General features: G+C 69.3%; 16 protein-coding genes. All 16 read right to left on the bottom strand.

Annotation, left to right across the window (positions count from 1 at the left end; translation table 11 throughout):
• Positions 1–3: 3 nt before the first annotated feature.
• On the bottom strand, positions 4–1,992 hold the full coding sequence (gene thrS, locus FCL41_RS07715) for a threonine--tRNA ligase (protein WP_137065497.1): 1,989 nt from the start codon (positions 1,990–1,992) through the stop codon (positions 4–6).
• 183 nt (positions 1,993–2,175) lie between these two features.
• Positions 2,176–3,438: a hypothetical protein gene (locus tag FCL41_RS07710; protein WP_137065496.1), complete on the bottom strand. Its 1,263-nt coding sequence runs from the start codon at positions 3,436–3,438 to the stop codon at positions 2,176–2,178.
• 263 nt (positions 3,439–3,701) lie between these two features.
• Positions 3,702–4,535, bottom strand: a complete 834-nt coding sequence (locus FCL41_RS07705; protein WP_137065495.1) for an HpcH/HpaI aldolase/citrate lyase family protein — start codon at positions 4,533–4,535, stop codon at positions 3,702–3,704.
• Complete coding sequence (locus FCL41_RS07700) at positions 4,535–5,707, bottom strand: acyl-CoA dehydrogenase family protein (protein WP_137065494.1); 1,173 nt, start codon at positions 5,705–5,707, stop codon at positions 4,535–4,537. The genes FCL41_RS07705 and FCL41_RS07700 overlap by 1 nt, the downstream gene beginning before the upstream one ends.
• A gap of 58 nt (positions 5,708–5,765) precedes the next feature.
• Positions 5,766–6,191 carry a Zn-ribbon domain-containing OB-fold protein gene (locus FCL41_RS07695; protein WP_137065493.1) on the bottom strand — a complete coding sequence of 142 codons (426 nt, stop codon included), beginning with the start codon at positions 6,189–6,191 and terminating at the stop codon, positions 5,766–5,768.
• Positions 6,188–7,336: an acetyl-CoA acetyltransferase gene (locus tag FCL41_RS07690; protein WP_137065492.1), complete on the bottom strand. Its 1,149-nt coding sequence runs from the start codon at positions 7,334–7,336 to the stop codon at positions 6,188–6,190. Before FCL41_RS07690 ends, FCL41_RS07695 begins: the two co-directional genes overlap by 4 nt.
• Positions 7,333–7,809, bottom strand: a complete 477-nt coding sequence (locus FCL41_RS07685; protein ID WP_137065491.1) for a MaoC/PaaZ C-terminal domain-containing protein — start codon at positions 7,807–7,809, stop codon at positions 7,333–7,335. The genes FCL41_RS07690 and FCL41_RS07685 overlap by 4 nt, the downstream gene beginning before the upstream one ends.
• Positions 7,806–8,321 carry an FAS1-like dehydratase domain-containing protein gene (locus tag FCL41_RS07680; RefSeq protein ID WP_137065490.1) on the bottom strand — a complete coding sequence of 172 codons (516 nt, stop codon included), beginning with the start codon at positions 8,319–8,321 and terminating at the stop codon, positions 7,806–7,808. The genes FCL41_RS07685 and FCL41_RS07680 overlap by 4 nt, the downstream gene beginning before the upstream one ends.
• Before the next feature lie 9 nt (positions 8,322–8,330).
• Entirely contained in the window at positions 8,331–9,572 is a 1,242-nt protein-coding gene (locus FCL41_RS07675; RefSeq protein ID WP_137065489.1) for a RidA family protein, read from the bottom strand.
• The gene (locus FCL41_RS07670) at positions 9,569–10,972 is read right to left on the bottom strand and encodes an MmgE/PrpD family protein (RefSeq protein WP_137065488.1); all 1,404 of its coding nucleotides are present in this window, start codon (positions 10,970–10,972) and stop codon (positions 9,569–9,571) included. Before FCL41_RS07670 ends, FCL41_RS07675 begins: the two co-directional genes overlap by 4 nt.
• On the bottom strand, positions 10,972–12,201 hold the full coding sequence (locus FCL41_RS07665; RefSeq protein ID WP_137065487.1) for a CaiB/BaiF CoA transferase family protein: 1,230 nt from the start codon (positions 12,199–12,201) through the stop codon (positions 10,972–10,974). Before FCL41_RS07665 ends, FCL41_RS07670 begins: the two co-directional genes overlap by 1 nt.
• The gene (locus FCL41_RS07660) at positions 12,198–13,232 is read right to left on the bottom strand and encodes an LLM class flavin-dependent oxidoreductase (RefSeq protein ID WP_137065486.1); all 1,035 of its coding nucleotides are present in this window, start codon (positions 13,230–13,232) and stop codon (positions 12,198–12,200) included. Before FCL41_RS07660 ends, FCL41_RS07665 begins: the two co-directional genes overlap by 4 nt.
• A 4-nt stretch (positions 13,233–13,236) precedes the next feature.
• Positions 13,237–13,773 carry a MaoC family dehydratase gene (locus tag FCL41_RS07655; protein WP_137065485.1) on the bottom strand — a complete coding sequence of 179 codons (537 nt, stop codon included), beginning with the start codon at positions 13,771–13,773 and terminating at the stop codon, positions 13,237–13,239.
• A 215-nt stretch (positions 13,774–13,988) separates the two neighbouring features.
• The gene (katG, locus tag FCL41_RS07650; protein WP_239021834.1) at positions 13,989–16,184 is read right to left on the bottom strand and encodes a catalase/peroxidase HPI; all 2,196 of its coding nucleotides are present in this window, start codon (positions 16,182–16,184) and stop codon (positions 13,989–13,991) included.
• A gap of 40 nt (positions 16,185–16,224) precedes the next feature.
• Positions 16,225–16,644 (bottom strand): Fur family transcriptional regulator, encoded by a 420-nt coding sequence (locus tag FCL41_RS07645; protein ID WP_137065484.1) that lies wholly within the window; start codon positions 16,642–16,644, stop codon positions 16,225–16,227.
• A gap of 73 nt (positions 16,645–16,717) precedes the next feature.
• A complete protein-coding gene (locus FCL41_RS07640; RefSeq protein WP_137065483.1) occupies positions 16,718–19,612 on the bottom strand; it encodes an ExeM/NucH family extracellular endonuclease in 2,895 nt (964 codons plus the stop codon).
• Positions 19,613–19,652 lie beyond the last annotated feature (40 nt).

The raw sequence follows: 19,652 nt of genomic DNA, 5'->3' as shown, positions 1-19,652 counted from the left end.
GGCTCAGACCTGCTCCCGGCTGTCGACCGCCGCCTTGATGCGTTCGATGGCCTCGGCCACCGGCACGCCGTTGTCCTGACGACCGTCGCGGTAGCGGAAGGAGACCGCGCCCGCCTCCACGTCGGCGTCTCCGGCGATGACCATGAAGGGCACCTTCTGCAGCTGGGCGTTGCGGATCTTCTTCTGCATCCGGTCGTCGGAGAGGTCCACCTCGGCGCGCAGCCCAGCAGCCTTGAGCTGGGCCACGATCCCCTTGAGGTAGTCGTCGTGGCGCTCGGCGATCGGGATGCCGACGACCTGGACGGGCGCGAGCCACGGCGGGAAGACGCCGGCGTAGTGCTCGACGAGCACGCCGATGAACCGCTCGATCGAGCCGAACTTGGCCGAGTGGATCATCACCGGCTCCTGACGGCTCCCGTCAGCGGCCTGGTAGGCGAGCTCGAAGCGCGCGGGCTGGTTGAAGTCGTACTGCACGGTGCCCATCTGCCACGTACGCCCGATGGCGTCCTTGGCCTGGACGGAGATCTTCGGACCGTAGAACGCGGCACCGCCCGGGTCGGGCACGAGGTCGAGGCCGGACTCCTTCGCCACGTCCTCGAGGACCTGGGTGGCGATCGCCCACTGCTCCTCGGAGCCGATGAACTTGTCGCTCTCGGGGTCGCGGGTGGAGAGCTCGAGGTAGAAGTCGTCGAGGCCGAAGTCGCGCAGCACGCTGAGCATGAAGTCGAGCAGGTGCTTGACCTCCTCCGGAGCCTGCTCCGGGGTGCAGTACGAGTGCGAGTCGTCCTGGGCGAAGCCGCGTACGCGGGTCAGACCGTGGATCACGCCCGACTTCTCGTAGCGGTAGACCGAGCCGAACTCGAAGAGTCGCAGCGGAAGCTCGCGGTACGAACGCCCGCGGCTGCGGTAGATCAGGTTGTGCATGGGGCAGTTCATCGCCTTGAGCTGGTAGTTCGATCCCTCGAACTCCATGGGCGGGAACATCGTCTCGGCGTAGTGCGGCAGGTGGCCGGAGGTGTGGAAGAGCCCGTCCTTCGAGATGTGCGGGGTGCCGACGTAGTCGAAGCCCTCCTCGATGTGGCGCTGGCGGACGTAGTCCTCCATCACCCGCTTCAGGACGCCGCCCTTGGGGTGGAAGACCGGCAGGCCGGAGCCCAGCTCGTCGGGGAAGGAGAAGAGGTCCAGCTCACGGCCCAGCTTGCGGTGGTCGCGGCGCTCGGCCTCCTCGAGGCGGTGCAGGTGGTCCTCCAAGGCCTCCTTGGACTCCCAGGCGGTGCCGTAGATGCGCTGGAGCTGCTTGTTCTTCTCGTCGCCGCGCCAGTAGGCCGATGCCGTGCGCATCAGCTTGAAGGCGGGGATGCGCTTCGTGGTCGGCAGGTGGGGCCCGCGGCAGAGGTCGGACCAGGCCACCTCACCCTTGCGGTTGACGTTGTCGTAGATGGTGAGCTCGCCGGCACCGACCTCGGCGGAGGCGCCCTCGCCCATCGACGCAGCCTCGGCGCCCGCTCCCTTGAGGCCGATCAGCTCGACCTTGTAGGGCTCGTCGGCCAGCTCGGCCAACGCGTCGGCGTCGGTGGTGACGCGGCGTTCGAAGCGCTGGTTCTCCTTGATGATCTTGCGCATCGCGGACTCGAGCTTGACCAGGTCCTCGGGGACGAAGGGGGTCTCGACGTCGAAGTCGTAGTAGAAGCCGTCCTTGATCGGCGGACCGATCCCGAGCTTGGCCTCGGGCCACAGCTGCTGCACGGCCTGGGCGAGCACGTGGGCGGTGGAGTGGCGCAGGATGTCACGCCCGTCGGCGGAGGCCATCTCGACGGCCTCCACGACGTCGCCGTCGACGAGGACGTACGAGAGGTCCTTGAGCTCACCGTTGACGCGGGCGGCGATGACGTCACCGGCGTCGGTGAACAGCTCCCAGGCCTTGGTGCCCGTGGCGGTGGTCCGTTCCTCGCGCTCATCGGCGTGGACTCGGACGACCTTGATGTCGGACACGGGGACTCCTTGGAAGAGGGACGACTTCTCGTGAATGCTATCGGTCGCGCCCGCCCGGTCGCGCCTCGACACCGGGCAACTCTGCCCACGCACGCAACGGGCCCCCGGAGCAGTGCTCCGGGGACCCGCCGTGCCATCAGCTCATCGCTCTCGCGATGGGGCGTCGATGGTGTTGAACGTTGGTCACTTGACGCGGAAGGTGACCTTCTTGGCGCCCGACTTCTTGAAGGACTTGTTGCCCACAAAGTTGGCCTTCACGGTGTAGACGCCCTTCTTCTTGAGCTTGCCCTTCTTCAGGACCAGGGTCGCCTGGCCCTTCTTCAGGGTGATGGTCTTCTTGGCGACGACCTTCTTGCCCTTCTTGACGACGATCGTCACCTTGCCGGTGGCGTTCTTCTTGCCGGCCTTCACCGTGGTCTTGATGACGGCCTTCTTGGCCTTCTTCTTGTACGTGGCCTTGGTCACCGACTTGGTGGCGGCAGCCTTGACGACGACCGGAGCCGGGTCGACGGTGTGGGAACCGGCGTCAGCGGGCTCGGCCAAGGTGCACGGGAACGTCATCTTGAAGGAGGGCACGTCGATCTTCATCGAGGTGACCTTGATGTCGATCTTCGTGGCCGTGGTGGCGACCGCGGCGCTCACAGCGGGCAGCTTGATCGGCGTGCTCGGGACGATCGTGGTCGCCGCGGTGCCGGTGGCGTCAACGGCGACACCGTTGACGGTCAGCCCCATGGTCACAGCCATGTTGGTGGTGACCGGCACCGGGACGATGCCAGCCAGGTCGTTCGGCTGCAGGGCGATCGTGACGTTCTTGCCGTCGCGCTTGACGGTGGGCTTGAGCTCCGTGGTGTAGACCATGGGTCCGAAGTCACCGGTGCAGTCGAAGGCGGTGTGGCCCTCGGGAATCGAGGGGCCAGCGGGTGCCTCCCACAAGGTGGAGGTGCCCGTGCACGTCATAGCGACGGGCACCGTCGTGCCACTGAAGGGAACGAAGACGTCGATCGTGGCGGAGACACCGGCGATCTGCGCGGTCTTCAGGTCATCAACGGTGGACGCAGCCGAGAGCGCAGGCACGGTGAACTCGGCGCTCGTCAGCGTGGTCAGGTCGTGGGAACCAGTGAGCTGGACGCTCGCACCGTTGATCGTGGTGTCGACGGTGACGTCGGCACCACGGATCTGGAAGCCCATGCCGAGCGGGGCACCGTTGTAGATCAGCGCGCCCATGTTCGAGGACGTCGCGCTGGCCTTGGTGCCGTCAACGCTCAGCTCAAGTCCGGGGGTGTAGCTCGAGGTGAAGGAGAAGCTCGAGTACTTGCCGGAACACTCGTAGGAACCGGCAAGGCTGGCGGACGTGGTTGCGGCCTGGGCGGGGGCGGCCATGGCCGCCACGGAGCCCGCGACGAGTGCGCCGGTGGCGGCGACACCCAGAAACTTCTTGAAACGCATTGAATCCTCCTGTCAGCGTCGACCCGGGGGCTGACTCCCGGAACGACGAGGCTGTGCACGTCAGAAAATCTGACGACGTGGCGACGATATATGATTTGTCCGTCGCGCTGGAGCCTTTTGGCCGGGTTCCTGTGACCTGAGACACCCGCCTTTTCCCGCGGGCGTCACGGTGCGTCAGGTGGTCACCGGGCCAGGCCCGGGAGGAGAAATGCACCGCTCCCCGGGCGCCGTGCGGCACCCGGGGAGTCGTGGTGAAGACTGTGTCAGCGCACCCTGGCCAGCACCAGGCGGGCCTGGCGCGCCACGGCCTCGTCCAGCATCCGACCGCGGGAGTCGACCGCGACGCCGGAGCCCGACTGCTCAGCGGCCTCGAGCGCGTCGAGCACCTCGCGGGCCCACGCCACCTTTTCCTCCGACGGCGTGAAGACCTCGTTGGCGACCGCTGCCTGCGCCGGGTGGATGCAGGCGCGTCCGACGAAGCCCATCCGGGCCAGCGCCTCGGTCGAGGCACGGTAGGCGTCGAGGTCGCGGAACTCGGTCGAGACCGGTGCGATCGGCGGCTGGATCCCGGCCGCGGACGAAGCGAAGACGACGTACGACCGTGAGAAGAGCAGCTCGCGCTCGTCGACCCCGGGCTCGATCCCCACGTCGGCACGGAGGTCTGCCTCACCGATCTGCAGACGCTCGACGCGCGGAGCGGCGGCGATCTCGCGGGCGGCGAGCACCGCACCGGCCGACTCCAGCAGGGGCACCACCTTGGCCGCGGAGCCGAGCTCCGTCAGACGAGCGTCGAGCTCCACGAGCTCGGCGGCCGTCTCGGTCTTCGCGACGACGAACCCCTCCAGCTCCTCGCACTCGGCAATCGCGTCGACGTCGAGGAACCGGTCGGCTCCGGGGTTGATCCGGACCCAGATCTTGACGTCGGTCTTCTCGATGCCGTCGAGCCAGGCGAAGACCACGTCGCGGGCCAGCGCCTTGTTGGCAGGCGCCACCGCGTCCTCGAGGTCGACGATCAGCTCGTCGGCACCACGGTCGAGGGCCTTGCGGAGCTTGTCCGGGGCGTCACCGGGGACGTACAGCGCGGAACGAGAGAGCATCAGCCGACCTTCGTCTCGCCCTTGAGCAGGGACTTGGCCACCACGGTGCGGAGGATGTCGTTGGTGCCCTCACCGATGCTCATCAGGATGGAGTCACGGTAGAGGCGCTCGACCTCGAACTCGGTCGAGTAGCCGTAGCCGCCGTGCACCTTGAGCGAGTCGATCGAGGCCTGGAGCGCCACCTCGGAGCAGAAGATCTTGGCCATGCCGGTGGCACCGTCGGCGCGACCGTTCTTGACGGCGTCCGCGGCCCAGTAGGCCATCAGGCGCGCGGCCTGGACCTGGGTGCCGAGCTCGCCGATCTTGGCGGCCACGAGCTGGAACTCCGAGATGGCCTTGCCGAACGCCTTGCGCTCCTGGGAGTAGGCCAACGCCTCCTCGTAGGCGCGCTGGGCGATGCCCACCGAGCGCGCAGCGATGTTGACGCGGCCCCACTCCAGGGCGGAGAGCACCTGCTGCATGCCCTTGCCCTCGATGCCGCCGACGAGCTGGCTCACCGGCACCTTGACGTTGTCGAGGAGGATCTCGCAGGACTCGGTGCCCTTGTAGCCGAGCTTCGGGATGTCCTTGGTGACCTCGAAGCCCGGGGTGCCTGCCTCGATCAGGAGGACGGACATGCCCTTGTGGGCCGGCGAGGCCGACGGGTCGGTCTTGACCAGGACCGGCAGCGGGTCGGCGTAGCGGGCGTTGGTGATCCACATCTTGGAGCCGTTGACGACGTAGTACGCGTCGTCGCCCTCGCCCTCCAGGCGGGCCGTGGTGCGGATGCCCTGGAGGTCGGTGCCGGCGTCAGGCTCGGTGAGACCGATGCCGGTACGACGCTTGCCGGTGGCGAGGTCGGGCAGGTACTTGCTCTTCTGCTCCTCGGTGCCGTGCATGGCGATGAGACGGCACGCCAGGGAGTGCGAGCCGAGGATGCCGGCGATTCCCATCCAGCCGCGAGCGATCTCCTCGAAGACGAGTCCGAAGGAGACCGGGTCGAGGTCGAGGCCGCCGTACTCCTCGGGCACGGTGATGCCGAAGAGGCCCATCTCCTTCATGCCCTCGACGATCTCGGTCGGGTACCGCCCTGCCTGCTCCCACTCACGGGCGACCGGCTTGATCTCGTTGTCGACGAACTGGCGGAGCAGCGCCTTGAACTCGCGCTGGTCCTCGTTGAACGTGAAGTCCACGTGTGGCTCCTGGGGGTGCGGGCCGCGGGACGCGGCGTGGGGTCGGTGGTGCCGGGCCTCAGGCCCGGCGGTGGAACGGGAGGGCGCGACCGTCGGGCAGGTCGGCCCAGTCGAGGACGACCTCGTCTCCGATCGTCCAGCCGGACTCACCCGGCACGGCGGGCTCCAGCCGGGTGAGGACGACGGGGCCCTCGGTCAGGCGTACGCGGGCAACCGTGTAGGGAACCTCGAGGTCAGGGCGCGGAGCGCGGTGGACGACGGTGAAGGTGTCCACCGTGCCAGCTCCGGTGGAGGCCACCTGGGTGAGGTGGTCCATCGACATGCAGCCCGTGCAGAGCGCCTTCGGTGGGTACTGCACGTGCTGGCACGCCGAGCACGTCTGCACGGTGTAGCGGTGCTCGCGCGTGGCGTCCCAGAACGCGGCCGAGACCTCGTCGGCAGGCGGCACGGTCCCGGGCACCCAGGGGGCAGTGTGATCGGTCATCGGTCAGCTCCCAGGACGACGGTGGCGTGGGTGGAGAGGATCCCGCCGGTGCCATGGGCCACGGCGACCTCGGCGTCGGCGACCTGCCGTTCGCCGCACTCGCCGCGCAGCTGACGGACCGCCTCGATGAGCAGGAGGATCCCGTACTGACCGGGGTGGCAGTACGACAGTCCCCCGCCGTTGGTGTTGAACGGCAGGGCTCCCCCGGGGCGAAGTCGACCGTCCTGGATGAACTCCAGAGCCTCCCCCTCACCGCAGTGGCCCAGCGCCTCCAGGCTCAGGGCGGCGGTGATGGTGAACGAGTCGTAGACCTCGGTGACGTCGACGTCGGCGATCGTGATGCCAGCCCGGGCGAAGGCGTCCTTCGCCGCACCACGGGCACCGGGCACCGAGAGGTCGGCGACGGCAGTGAACGAGGTGTTCGTGGTGCGCTCCCCGTAGCCGAGCACCTGGACCGGCTTCTGCTTGAGGCTGCGAGCGCGCTCCAACGAGGTCAGGACGATGGCGCCGCCGCCGTCGGTGACCAGGCAGCAGTCCCCCACCGTCAACGGGGAGGAGACCGGCGTCGACCCGGTGATGTCCGCGGCCGTCAGCGACCCCTTGCCGTGGCGGAACGCCTTCGGGTTGAGCAGGGCCCACTCCCGGGCCGCCACCGCGATCTCGGCGAGCTGCTCGTGCGTCCCGCCGTAACGGTGCATGTAGCTCTGCGCGGCCATCGCGTAGTACGACAGCGGGTAGAGCATGTCGTAGGGCTCTTCGAACTGCGCCTCGGGGATCCACGCCTCGTGGACGCCGCCCATCTTGCGCGACCTCGCCGAACGCTGGTTGGACGCGAACGAGATCACGACGACCGACGCCTGTCCGGCCTCGATCGCCTGGACGGCGCGCGCGACGTACATCTCGAAGGCGGAGCCACCGGCGAAGGTCGACTCCGTCCACGTCGGCACGACGCCCAGGTAGTCGGCCAGCTGGGTGGCGGAGAACCGCGAGATGTTGTTGGTCGCGATGCCGTCGACGTCGGCCAGCGTGAGGCCGGCGTCAGCCAGGGCACGGGTGACGGCTTGGGTCTGCAGCGTCAGGATGGACTTCTCGGTCACCCCGAGGTCGCACTCGGCGGCGCCGACGATCGCGACGCCGGTGCTCATGCGCTGGCTCCCGGACCGTCAGGGGTGCCGAGCAGGACCACGGCGCTGCAGGGAGCTGCCGCCGCTCGCCCGTCGTTGCCCTCGGCGTCGACCACGACCACCTGCATGGAGACGGTGATCCGGTCCTCAGCCACCTCGGTGACCTCGCCCGAGCAGCGCAGCGTCTCGCCGGCGAAGACCAGGTTGCGGAAGGCGAAGTCGAGCTTGTGCACGAAGGACTGCGGGCCGAGCCAGTCCTGGAGCATCTCGACCAGCAGGGCACCGTAGACCTGGCCGTCGACGATCGGGCCGGGCAGCTTCTTCTCGGCGACGTAGTCCATGTCGTAGTGGAGCTTGTGCCAGTCCCACGTGGCGCCCGCGTAGGCCACCATGTCGGTCAGCGTGATGGTGCGCTCCAGCTGCGGCACGGTGTCGCCGACGGCGATGGAGGCGTGGTCGACGAACTCCGTCGGGTACGCGTCGGTCCAGGTCATGCCTGTGCCTCCTTCGGGGCGGGGGCCAGCTCGACAAAAATGATGGTCTCCGCGTTCTCCGCCAGCACCTCACCGTCCTGGTTGGTGTAGGTGGCGCTGGAGTTCACCAGCAGCATCTCAGCACCGGCCTTGTTGACCTTGGTCGAGACCTTGTCGATCGACCAGGTCGCGGTCACCACGTCGGTGGGCCGGAGGCGACGGTGGAAGGTGTAGGAGTTGCCGCCGCGCACCTGGCGCGTGTTCGGCACGTTCAGGCCCCACGTGTGGCCGGCGTAGCCTTCCTCGTCCATCGGGAGGGCGGCGTACTGGTTGGTCTCCGTGATCAGCGTCAACGGGGCGGTGACGTCCGCCAGGCCCTGGGCGCGGGCGTACGCGGGGTCGGAGTAGAGCGGGTTGTGGTCGCCGACGGCCAGGCCGAAGTAGCGACCGGCCGCGCCCCCGAAGGGCTCGGGCGCGGTGTAGACGCGCTTCGTGCCCTCCAGTGCGGCAATCTCGGGGGTGAGCAGGCTCATCGGTGCTCCTCAGGCCTCGGTGGCGCCGGTGATGCGCGGGTGGTCCTCGGGGTAGAGCGCGGTCGGGAAGACCTCCAGGCCGAACTCCGGGCGCAGCAGCGAGTGGCACAGGGCGCCGGTGGAGGCGGGCCAAGGAGCGCACAGCAGGCGCTCGCGCACCTCGGCCACGGCCTTGTAGTCGCCCACGTAGGACTCGACGCAGTACTCCGTGGTCTCGAGCAGGTCGGCGGCGGTGAGGCCCTCCGACTCCAGCAGGTGCAGGATCGCGCCGAAGGTCACTTCGGCCTGCTTGCCGAGGTCGCCGTCGTGCAGCGCCTGCTGCGACTCCATGTCGAGCGAGGCGAAGCCGGACATGAAGAGCATGCGACCAGCCTTGATGCCCGGGGCGTAGGTGAGCGTGTCGTAACGGCTCCAGCCCGGGTTGACGAGCTCGAGCTCGTGGCGCGAGGCGGTGACGTCCATGGCGACCATCACGCCGGGGGCGTGGAGCTCGCTCATCAGGATGCCGCCGGCGCCGGGAAAGACGCCGTTCTTGTTCTGGCCCAGGAGCTCCTTGCGGACCCAGTGCGTCTTGCGGTAGACGTCGCGCGTCTCCGGAGTCGAGTAGTCGAACGTGGTGACGGCGTGGCCCAACGTCAGGCCCACCGACTCCAGCATCTCGCCCGCCTTCTCGAGGATGTAGCGGTACTGCGCGACGAAGTCACCGGGGAAGACGACCTCACCGTTCTCGTCGATCGGCACGACGGTGGGCAGGTAGACGACGCCGTGCGCACCCTCGGTGATCGCGGAGGGGCGGAACGTGCCGGCCTGCGGCTCCGACGAGGTCGCGACCAGGGTCTTGCCGCCACCCTTGGTGGCGTGCAGCTCGACCTCGAGCCAGGCGTTGCGGCGGACGAGGCGCTCCACCGCGACGGTGCGGACCGTCGGACGGTCGCCGTAGATGCGGCGGCGCACGGCTGCCTGCTCCTCGTAGGCGTGCATCCCCGCCCTGGTCACGTTCTCCGTGACGCGGGTGACGTCGTCGGCGCTGAACCCGGCGGCCTCGAGGATGGCGAGAGTCTTGGCGTAGGCGATCTCCGCCTGCTCGGTCATCGTGCCGTTGACGGTCATCTTGCCCAGGGCCTCGTCCTGACGGGCCGAGGTGTGGCCTGAGGTCCAGGCGTGGTCACCCTCGGTGAGACCGAGGCAGAAGGTGAAGCCCTCGTAGGGGAACCACGGGAACTCGGCGGGCTTGATGGCGTTGAGGGTCATGCGAGGGCCTCCTGGGGAGAGTCGGCGGCCGCCTGGGCGGCGAGCGTCAGGATGAGTGTGAGGTCAGCGGCCTCGGGCAGCGCACGCAGGGCCGCACCGAGGTCGTCGGCCAGCGGGCCGACGTTGCCGGAGAACTTGGTGAACAGGCCCTCGTCCGAGAGCGGGTTGGAGCCGCCACCGGGGCTGCGGTCGAGGTGACCGGCGACCTGGCGTCCGTCGGCGAGCGTGAGCACGACGTCACCGGGCGCGTCGGCGGCCACGACGCCGGGGTCGACGACGTCGAAGGAGACCTTGGCAGCCAGCTCGGCGATCTCGTTGCGTGCCAGCTGGCTCGGGGTGTACGTCTCGACGCCCACGTGGCCGTCGACGAGGATCGCCGCCACGCTCCACGGGAGGGAGAACTTCGCGGCGTACCCACTCGCCGGGCGGGTCAGGTCACGGTCGGTGGCGCAGACCACGGCGGCAGAGTCGGGGTGGACCTTCGCGTGGAGCGCCCGGACCTGGTCAACGCCCACGCCGGCCTCGGCCAGGGCCACCTGGGCGGCCGCCATGGTGACATGGGCGAGCTGGCAGGTGGGCCAGGGCTTGATGCCGATCCGGGTGGTCTCCCAGTCGGCGGCGTCCGAGCTGCCCAGCCCGCGGGTCAGGACCTCGCGGTCCACGATGCCCTTGGCGAGGGCCGCCGGAGCAAGGGCCTCGTACACGCCGTGCGGACCGTCGAAGACTGTCTCCGGCCCCGTGGCCCCGGCCTGCGCGAGGCGTGCGGCCTGGATTCCGGCCTGCGAGGCGAATCCCGGGTGGAGCTGCTTGGTGCTGGCGCCGGTGGCGAGGAAGGCGAGCAGTCCACCGGCCTGGCTCCCGGCGAGGCCGAGGGCGTTCACGGTGGTCTCGACGTCCAGGCGCATCAGGCGCGCCGCCACGGCGGCCGAGGAGAAGACCCCGGCGACCATCGTCGCGTGCAGTCCACCGGAGTGGAACCCGTTGGGGGCCGCGGCAGCGACCCGGCAGGCCACCTCGTAGCCGACCACGGCTGCGTCCAGGACCTGGCGCCCGGTGGCGCCGACCTGCTCGCCGACCGCGAAGGCGGCGGGCAGGACGACCGACGTCGCGTGCACCAGTCCTCCGGCGTGCGTGTCGTCGAAGTCGAGGGCGTGCACGAGCGTCCCGTTGGCCAGTCCGGCGGCCACCGCGGAGATCTTGTCGCTGGTGCCGAGGACCGTGGCCTCCGACGGTCCGCCCAGGCCGAGCGCGACGGTCACGGCAGGCGTTGCCGCGCCGGACCTGGCCCCGGCCACGGCGTTGCCCAAGCCGTCGAGCAGGTGGCGCAGGGCCGCGTGCTCCACGGCGGCGGGCACGCTCACCTCACCGACGATCCAGGCAGCGAGCTGGCGGGCAATCATCAGCGTGCGTCCGCCCCGAAGGCACCGGCGGCCTTGAGCTCGGCGATGCGCGCCTCGTCGTAGCCCGCCACCTCGGTGAGCACCTCGGAGAAGTGCTCGTTGCGCTGCGGCGCACGGACGTACGACGGCAGCTCCGACCCGACGCGGACCGGGGAGGCCAGCTGGGTCACCGTGCCGTAGCGCGGGTGGTCGGTCTCGACCAGCATGTGGCGAGCCGAGAGGTGCTCGTCCTTCAGCGCGGCCTCGACGTCGTTGATCGGCCCGCACGGGATCTGCGCCGGGTAGCACTGGCCGAGCCAGTGGTCGACCGTGTTGGTGCGGAAGATCGCCTCGAGCTCGGCGGTGAGCTCGTCGCGGTTCTGGTCACGCAGCGAGAACGTGGCGTACTTGGAGCCGGGCTGGGCCCACTCCGGGTGGCCGATGACCTCGGCGAGACGCACCCAGAACTTCTCCTTCGCACATCCGACGACGAACCAGCCGTCGGAGGCCTCGAAGGCCTGGAAGGGCACCAGCGAGGGGTGCGCGGAGTGCGAGATGCGTCGCGGCTGGTAGCCGGCGTTCAGGTGCCAGGTGGCCGGGTAGGTCAGCATCGCCATGGCGGTGTCGTAGAGCGAGACGTCGCAGTCCATGCCGATGCCGTCGCGCTTCGCGGCGTTCAGGCCGGCGAGCAGGGAGAGCGCGGCGACGTAGCCACCGGAGAAGTCGACCAGGGAGAGGCCGGACTTGGTCGGCGGGCCGTCGGGCTCGCCCGTGAGCTCCATCCAGCCGGCCAGACCCTGCAGCACGTAGTCGTAGCCGGGCTCCTTCATGCGCGGTCCGGTCATGCCGAAGCCGGTCAGGGAGCAGCACACGATCGCGGGGTTGATGTGCTTGAGCTGGTCGTAGGTGATGCCGATCTTGACCGGCACGTCGCCGCGCAGGTTGGAGTAGACGGCGTCGGCGTTGCGGACCAGGTCCTCGAAGACGGCGCGGCCGGCCTCGGTCTTGATGTCGATGCTGATCGACTTCTTGTTGCGGTTGAAGGTCTCGAAGAAGAGCGAGTCCTCCTCCTCGAAGTACGGCGGGACGTAGCGGCCGACGTCGCCGCCGACGGAGGGGTCCTCGATCTTGATGACCTCGGCGCCGAGGTCGGCCAGGTGCACCGACCCGAAGGGACCGGCGCCGTACTGCTCCAGCGAGATGATGCGGATGCCCTCGAGCGGCTTGGGGCGAGCCTGTGCGGTGGTCACTTGCGTCCTCCGGTGATCGTCTGGATGAGGCCGATGACCTCGTCCTGGCCTTGCCGGATCTCTGCCGGGGTCAGGCCGTGGGTGGGGGCGGAGAGCTTCACGGCGTCGGCGAGGCCTTCGTACGCGGAGAGCTGCTCCATGACGCGGTCGCGGTCGCCGTTGAGGGTGATGGCGTCGACCATGGCGGTACTGACCTCGTCGCCCAGGTAGTCGGCTCCCGTGCCTGCGCGGAAGGCGTCGATGACGCGCTGCTGGTCCTCGGCGAGCCCGTGGAACTCGAAGAAGTCGGCGTAGGTGCGCACGCTGGCGTAGAAGCCGACGTGCGGGCGGACGCGGTCGACCGCGGCCTTGAGGTCGGAGTCGACGGAGCAGCAGGCGGAGACGACGAGCTCGATGTCGGAGCGCTGGCGCCCTTCGACAGCGTCGACGCCAGCCTGGATCTCGGGCAGCGTGCGCTCGGCCAGGTAGGTGGGCGAGCAGAGCTCGTGGCTGATCCATCCGTCACCGATGCGCCCGGCCAGGCGGGTCATCGCCGGGCCCATGGCCGCGAGGTAGACGGGAATCTCGGTACGACGCACCGGGTAGGGACGCTCGTAGCCGCGGATGCGCATCGGCTCGTACTCACCCTCGAGCGCCATCTCGGCCCCCGAGGTGGCGTTGGCCGTGAAGTGACGGACGTTGCGCACGACCTCACGCATGTGGCCGACCGGCTTGCCCCAGCGGGCGTTGTGCCAGTCCTCGTTGAGGCGCTGGACGCCGGTGCCCAGACCGAGCACGAAGCGGCCGTCGGCCAGTTCGTCGAGGTCCATGGCCTCCAGGGCGGTGACCATCGGGCTGCGGGTGAAGGCCAGCTGGATGGCAGTGCCGACCTGGGCAGTGCTGGTGGCCTGGATGACCGCGGCGGCGCTGATGGACGCGCTGCGGTGGAGCTCCTGGAGCCAGATGACCTCGGCCCCGGCCTCCTCGGCGCGGCGGCCGGCGTCGGCCAGCTCGGCCAGGGTCTCACCCCAAGGGGCGAAGGTGATGCGCATCAGGTCAGTCCTCGCTCAGGTCAGTGCCGGCGAGCAGGGAGCGCTTGCCCTCGGGGAAGAGCCCCTCGAGCTGCTGGGCGCCCTTCTTGTAGACGTAGAACATGCGCTTGAACGAGCACACCTCGTCGCCGTCCTGGTTCAGGGTGCGGGTCTTGACGGTCACGATGCCGGCGTGGGGGCGCTTGGCCGACTCACGCTTCTCGAGCACGACCGACTCGCTGAAGAGCGTGTCGCCGGCGAAGACCGGGTGGGTCATCTTGATGTCGTCCCAGCCCAGGTTGGCGAACGCGTTCTGGGTGAGGTCGGTGACGCTCTGACCCACGGCGATGGCCACGGTCAGGGTGGAGACGACCAGCGGCTTCTGGAACTCCGACTTGGCGGCGTACTCCGTGTTGAAGTGCATCTGGTTGGTGTTCATCGTCATCAGCGTGAACTGGGTGTTGTCGTACTCCGTCACGGTGCGACCCAACGGGTGCTGGTAGATGTCACCCACTTCGAAGTCCTCGAAGAAACGACCCTGCCAACCAGCCTTGACGCCCATGGCGCACTCCTCACGTGTGATGCAACGACTCCGTCATCCTAAATGTCTGACGTATACCGGTCAAGCGCATTCCACAGGATTCGGCTGGTTTCTCGCACACGACGCAGCGAAATGGCCGATGGGCCCACCGCCGTGGCGGTGGACCCATCGGAGTGCTCCCCCTGACGAGGGGGCGGTGTCGACCAGTCTGTCGACCAGTCTGTCGATCAGCGTGGTCAGCGCAGGTCGAAGCGGTCCAGCTCCATGACCTTGACCCAGGCGGCGACGAAGTCGCGCACGAACTTCTCCTTCGCGTCGTCGCCCGCGTAGACCTCGGCGTACGACCGCAGCTCCGAGTTGGAGCCGAAGATCAGGTCGTAGCGCGAACCGGTCCAGCCGTTCGACGAGGTGAAGAGCTCCTCGCTCTCGTCGGTCGCGGTCCAGGTCTGGTGCTCGAGCAGGTTGACCAGGAAGTCCTGGGTCAGCTGGCCCGGGCGCTGGGTGAGGACCCCGGTGCTGGAGCCGTCCCAGTTGGTGTCCAGGACGCGCAGGCCCGCGACGAGCACGGTCATCTCGGGCGCCGACAGGCTGAGCAGGTTGGCGCGGTCGAGCAGGAGGTACTCGGTGGCGGCCTTCGACTTCTTCTCGAGGTAGTTGCGGAAGCCGTCGTAGCGCGGCTCCAGCCACCCGAAGTTCTCGACGTCGGTCTGCTCCTGGGAGGCGTCCGTGCGGCCCGGGGTGAACGGGACGACCACGTCGGTGCCGGCAGCCTGCGCCGCCAGCTCGATGCCCACGCCGCCAGCGAGGACGATCAGGTCGGCCAGCGAGACCTGCTTGCCGTCGGTGTCGAAGTCAGCCTTGACCTTCTCCAGCACCGCGAGCACCTTGGCCGTACGACCCGGGTTGTTGACCGCCCAGTCCGCCTGCGGCTGCAGGCGGATGCGGGCGCCGTTGGCACCGCCGCGCTTGTCCGACGAGCGGAAGGTCGCGGCCGAGGCCCACGCGGTCGACACGAGCTCGGAGACCGTGAGGCCGGTGGCCGCGATCTTCTGCTTCAGGACGGCGACGTCCGCGTCGGTCAGCGGCTCGCCCTCGTACGCCGGGAGCGGGTCCTGCCAGATGAGGTCCTCATCGGGGACCTCGGGGCCGAGGTAGCGCGCCTTGGGGCCCATGTCACGGTGGGTCAGCTTGAACCACGCGCGGGCGAAGGCCTCGGTGAAGGCCTGCTGGTCGTCCTTGAAACGGCGCGAGATGGCGTCGTACGCCGGGTCGACGCGCAGCGCGAGGTCGGAGGTGAGCATGCGGGGCTCACGCTTGCCGTCGCCGAACGACTCGGGAACCATGTCGGAGCCGCCGCCGTTCACCGGACGCCACTGCTTGGCGCCGGCCGGCGAGGTGAAGAGCTCCCACTCGTAGCCGTAGAGGATGTGGAAGAACTCGTTGTCCCACCGGGTCGGGTGGTAGGTCCACGTGACCTCCAGGCCCGAGGTGATGGCGTCGATGCCCTTGCCGGACGCGTGGGCCGACTTCCAGCCCAGGCCCTGCTCCTCGATCGGGGCGGCCTCGGGCTCGGGGCCGACCAGTGCGGCGTCGCCGGCACCGTGGGTCTTGCCGAAGGTGTGACCACCGGCGATGAGCGCGACGGTCTCCTCGTCGTTCATGCCCATGCGCTTGAAGGTCTCGCGGATGTCCCGGGCCGAGGCCAGCGGGTCGGGGTTGCCGTTGGGGCCCTCAGGGTTGACGTAGATGAGGCCCATCTGCACCGCGGCGAGCGGGTCCATCAGGTCGCGGTCGCCGAAGTAGCGCTCGTCACCGAGCCACTCGGTCTCGGGACCCCAGTAGACGTCGGCGTCGGGCTCGTAGACGTCGGGGCGTCCACCTCCGAAGCCGAAGGTCGGGAAGCCCATGTCCTCGAGCGCGACGTTGCCGGCGAGGATCATCAGGTCGGCCCACGAGATCTGCTGGCCGTACTTCTTCTTCACCGGCCACAGCAGACGACGAGCCTTGTCGAGGTTGCCGTTGTCGGGCCAGGAGTTCTGCGGGGCGAAGCGGTGCTGTCCGTGGCCCGCGCCGCCGCGACCGTCACCGGAGCGGTAGGTGCCGGCGGAGTGCCAGGCCATGCGGACCATGAGGCCGCCGTAGTGGTTGAAGTCAGCCGGCCACCAGTCCTGCGAGTCGGTCATGACGGCCTTGAGGTCGGCCTTCACCGCGTCGAGGTCGAGGGACTCGAAGGCGGCCTTGTACTCGAAGTCGTCGTCGTGCGGGTTGGCGACGTCGGTGTTCTTCGCCAGGATCTTCAGGTTGAGGGTGTTCGGCCACCAGGTCTTGTTGGCGTCACCCTGGGCCGGGTGCGGCTGGCCGTGCATGACGGGGCACTTGCCGACCTCGGGCTCGTTGATCTCGCCAACTACGGCGTCAGGCTTGTCGGACACTCGGTTCCTCCGGTTGCTCGGGATGGGGATTCGTGGGGGTTCAGCGGTTCGTGCAGTCGGGGCAGGTGCCCCAGTAGAGGACCTCGGCCTCGTCGATCGAGAAGCCGTGGTCGTCGGACGCCGTCAGGCACGGCGCGTGCCCGACGGCGCAGTCGACGTCGCCGATGCGACCGCAGGAGCGGCAGACCACGTGGTGGTGGTTGTCGCCGACACGGGTCTCGAAGCGCGCAGGCGAACCCTTCGGCTCGATCCGGCGTACCAGACGGGCGTCCGTCAGGGCATGGAGCACGTCGTAGACAGCCTGGGTCGAGACAGATCCGAGGTCAGTACGGACGGCGTGGACGATCTCGTCGACGTCGGCGTGCGGGTGCTGCACGAGTGCCTCCAGGACCGCCACGCGGGGCTTGGTCACACGCAGTGACGCCTCGCGGAGCAGGTCGGCGGGGGCGGGGGCGGGCATGCGCCTGATTCAAGCACTTAATCTGGAATCATTCAATTTAACGCCACGCCGTGCGGACGGCCGCGGGTCCTTCTCAGTCGATCTCCACCTGCACCGTGCCCTGCACCCTCTGCAGCCTGCTGTCGTACAGCACCGTGCTTCCGGCGGGCTCCCACACCCGCAGCCGCAGCAGGTCCCGGCGACCCCCGTCGACGACCGTCAACTCGTAGCGGTGCCCGGGGACCTGGTTGACCCGGGCGCTCCCGGTGAAGGTCAGGCCGCCTCCCTCGCGTACGCGCACACGCGCCGCCCCGACAGCCACCAGGTTGAGCTTGGCAGACACGTCGCGGTGGGTCAGCAGGATGCCGGCGTCCGCACCCGCCCGGGGCAGGTGCGCCGCGAGGGCGAAGAACGCCTTCTGCTGGCCACGTCCCCCCGGGACGGCGTCCACCCAGCCCGCGCCCAGGACCGCGCCCGACGGCGGCGTGGCCAACGACAGGCCCACGAGGACCGGGTCATGGTCGGAGTTGCGGAACTCGTCAGGTGAGTAGAGGGCGTCGACCTGGGCAGGGGACTTGAAGTTCGTGTTGTAGTCCAGTACCGAGGGCTCGTCGGCGTTGACCCACCACGGCGCCGCCCCGGTCACCTGTCCGTCCAGGCTGGCCGTCCCGAGGGCGTGGTCCAGCGAGCCCCACTGACCGTCGAAGACGTAGCTGTAGGAGCCCTCGCCGAGCCGCTCGTCGACGAGGTTGGTGTAGCCGGCCTCCTCCAGCACCCGGACCGGATCCTCCTTGGCGTAGGCGTTGAGGTCACCGAGGATCAGCACGTCGTCGTCGTCGACCCCTGTCGGGTCGGTCGCGATCCAGGCAGCCAGCTCCCGGGCAGCGTTGACCCGTACCTGGTTGCACTCCCCCTGGCCATCCCCCGCGTCGGGCACCGCGCAGGCAGAGCCCTTGCTCTTGAGGTGGTTGACGACGACGGAGAAGACAGCTCCGGTCGCGTCCTCGCGGAACGACTGCATGATCGCCGGACGGTTGCGGGGCTCGGCGTCACCACCCGTGACGAACGACTCCGTGTTGAGCACCGCGGTCCTGCCCACCGGCGTGACGGCCCCGGAGCGGTAGATGAGTCCGACCTTGATCGCGTCGGTGCCCAGGGCGTTGAGCTGGCCGGTGCCGGCATCGGCGTCGACCCAGCTCCACTCCCCTGCCCCCTCGACGGCCTCGAGGCGGTCGGTGAGGTCGGCCAGGGCGCTGGAGGCGGAGTAGCCGTCGTTCTCGATCTCGACCAGACCCACCACGTCGGCGTCCATGCCCGCGAGCGCGGCGACCGTCTTGGACGCCTGACGCTCGAACTCGACGGCATCGTCCGCACCGCGACAGTCATCGGTCTCGCCGCCCACGCCGAGCGTGCAGCCCGTGAAGGTGTTGAAGTAGTTGAGGACGTTCATCCCCGCGACCCGGAGGCGGCCACCGACGTCGGGCGGTCCGGCCGGTCGCCGGTTGGTCGGCTCGAACACGGCCCGACCCCCGAGTGCCCCGAGGGGGCGGAGCCGATACGCGTTGGGGCTCGCGCTGTTGCCACCCCAGGTGTAGGTCAGGACTCCGACGGCGGCGGTGACGGTGTCACCGCCGCGGAGCGTGTTGGTCGCCGACAAGGGCTCTCCCGCGCGGCCCCACGGCACCGGGTCCGGGTTCTGGGCCTGGGAGGAGTCGTCGATGATCAGACGTCGCGCGTCGTTGGACGCCTGGAGCGCAGCACTCTCCTCCCCGGGCGCCACCACGTCGGTGGGCTGCTGGAGCCGCCCACCGGAGGAGACCACGACCTGGCCGAAGCGACCCAGCTGGAAGTGCTCGGTGACGCTCATGGTCTGCGGGACCCGGACGAGCATCCCCTCGAGGGACTCCAGGGTGGCGGGCGTCGTCGGGAAGGTCAGCGAGGTCGGGTCGACCTCCTGAGCTGTGCCGCAGACCGTGAGGGAGGTGGTCGCGCCCACCTGGGTCTGCCCCTGGTACTCGGCGGGCGTGCCCACCACGCGTACGCGGTCACCGAGGGCTACCCGGTCGTCGTTGCCGTTGAAGACGAAGACGGCGTCGGAGGTCGCGCGGTCGCCGTCGCCGGCGTCCTGGAGGTAGAAGCCGCGCAGGGCGGGGGCGGGCCCTTCGTGGTCACCGACCACCACGCCCTCGATCGCGACCGGGGTGCTCACGGGCGTGGTGTCGCCGGGCCCCTGCACGGTGCCGATCGGGGTGGCGGCCGCGCCGCACGTCGGGTCGGGGGTTCCCGGCTCCGGCTCAGGATCCGGGTCCGGGTCGGGTCCCGCACCGTTGCCGTGGCGGCCGAGGCCGTCGAAGGTGTCGACGGCGAAGCCGTCCCACCCGTCGATCGGGTCGTAGGCGTCAGTGGGGTCCGTGTCGCCCACCGTCACGCTCGGGAGGCGACGCAGGGTGTTGTCAGCCGTCGAGACCAGCCCGCTCCCCCACTGCGTCCCGGGATCGACCCCCACCTGTCCCACCGAGTCGACCACCACCCCGGCGCGGCGGACCACGACGGCGTCGTCACCGTTGAAGAGGCTGGCGGTGACCCTCTGGTCCGCCTGCGCCAGCACCTCGGCCGCTGCTTCGGCATGGGCCAGCACGTGCACGTCACCGGGGGCCACGGTGCCCGTCAGGGCGATCGTCACCCCGGGTGCCGTCGCGCCGTTGAAGTGGATCTGGACGTCGTAGCCCTCGGCCGCGAGCTCGACGGGGGCCCCGGAGGCGTTGTGGAGCTCCAGCGCCTTGTTGTTGCCGGAGCCCTCGACGTACTCACTGAGCAGGAGCGTCGCGCCGACGTCGGCGGCGCCTGCACGGACGGGTGCGACCACGCTCGCTCCAGCGGTGGCCAGAGCGGTGACCGTGACGATGGCCCAGGTGGCAGGACGAGTGAGGGACGAGCCGGTGGACGTCGCCGTGCGCCCACCCTTCCCACGAGCAGGTGCAGCGCGCATTCCAGCCTCCGAAGACCCCGATGTCTTGTCGGCTCGACCC

The organism is Nocardioides jishulii, assembly GCF_006007965.1.
GTDB lineage: Bacteria > Actinomycetota > Actinomycetes > Propionibacteriales > Nocardioidaceae > Nocardioides > Nocardioides jishulii.
This window is presented reverse-complemented; position numbering and strand designations above follow the sequence as displayed.

Excerpts from the sequence above, each read along its gene's own strand:
- FCL41_RS07705 (WP_137065495.1), bottom strand. The coding sequence starts at position 4,535 with ATGCTCTCTCGTTCCGCGCTGTACGTCCCCGGTGACGCCCCGGACAAG.
- FCL41_RS07660 (WP_137065486.1), bottom strand. The coding sequence starts at position 13,232 with ATGCGCATCACCTTCGCCCCTTGGGGTGAGACCCTGGCCGAGCTGGCC.
- FCL41_RS07680 (WP_137065490.1), bottom strand. The coding sequence starts at position 8,321 with ATGAGCCTGCTCACCCCCGAGATTGCCGCACTGGAGGGCACGAAGCGC.
- FCL41_RS07690 (WP_137065492.1), bottom strand. The coding sequence starts at position 7,336 with ATGAGCACCGGCGTCGCGATCGTCGGCGCCGCCGAGTGCGACCTCGGG.
- FCL41_RS07670 (WP_137065488.1), bottom strand. The coding sequence starts at position 10,972 with ATGATTGCCCGCCAGCTCGCTGCCTGGATCGTCGGTGAGGTGAGCGTG.
- FCL41_RS07640 (WP_137065483.1), bottom strand. The coding sequence starts at position 19,612 with ATGCGCGCTGCACCTGCTCGTGGGAAGGGTGGGCGCACGGCGACGTCC.
- FCL41_RS07655 (WP_137065485.1), bottom strand. The coding sequence starts at position 13,773 with ATGGGCGTCAAGGCTGGTTGGCAGGGTCGTTTCTTCGAGGACTTCGAA.
- FCL41_RS07645 (WP_137065484.1), bottom strand. The coding sequence starts at position 16,644 with ATGCCCGCCCCCGCCCCCGCCGACCTGCTCCGCGAGGCGTCACTGCGT.
- FCL41_RS07675 (WP_137065489.1), bottom strand. The coding sequence starts at position 9,572 with ATGACCCTCAACGCCATCAAGCCCGCCGAGTTCCCGTGGTTCCCCTAC.
- FCL41_RS07695 (WP_137065493.1), bottom strand. The coding sequence starts at position 6,191 with ATGACCGATCACACTGCCCCCTGGGTGCCCGGGACCGTGCCGCCTGCC.
- FCL41_RS07685 (WP_137065491.1), bottom strand. The coding sequence starts at position 7,809 with ATGACCTGGACCGACGCGTACCCGACGGAGTTCGTCGACCACGCCTCC.
- FCL41_RS07710 (WP_137065496.1), bottom strand. The coding sequence starts at position 3,438 with ATGCGTTTCAAGAAGTTTCTGGGTGTCGCCGCCACCGGCGCACTCGTC.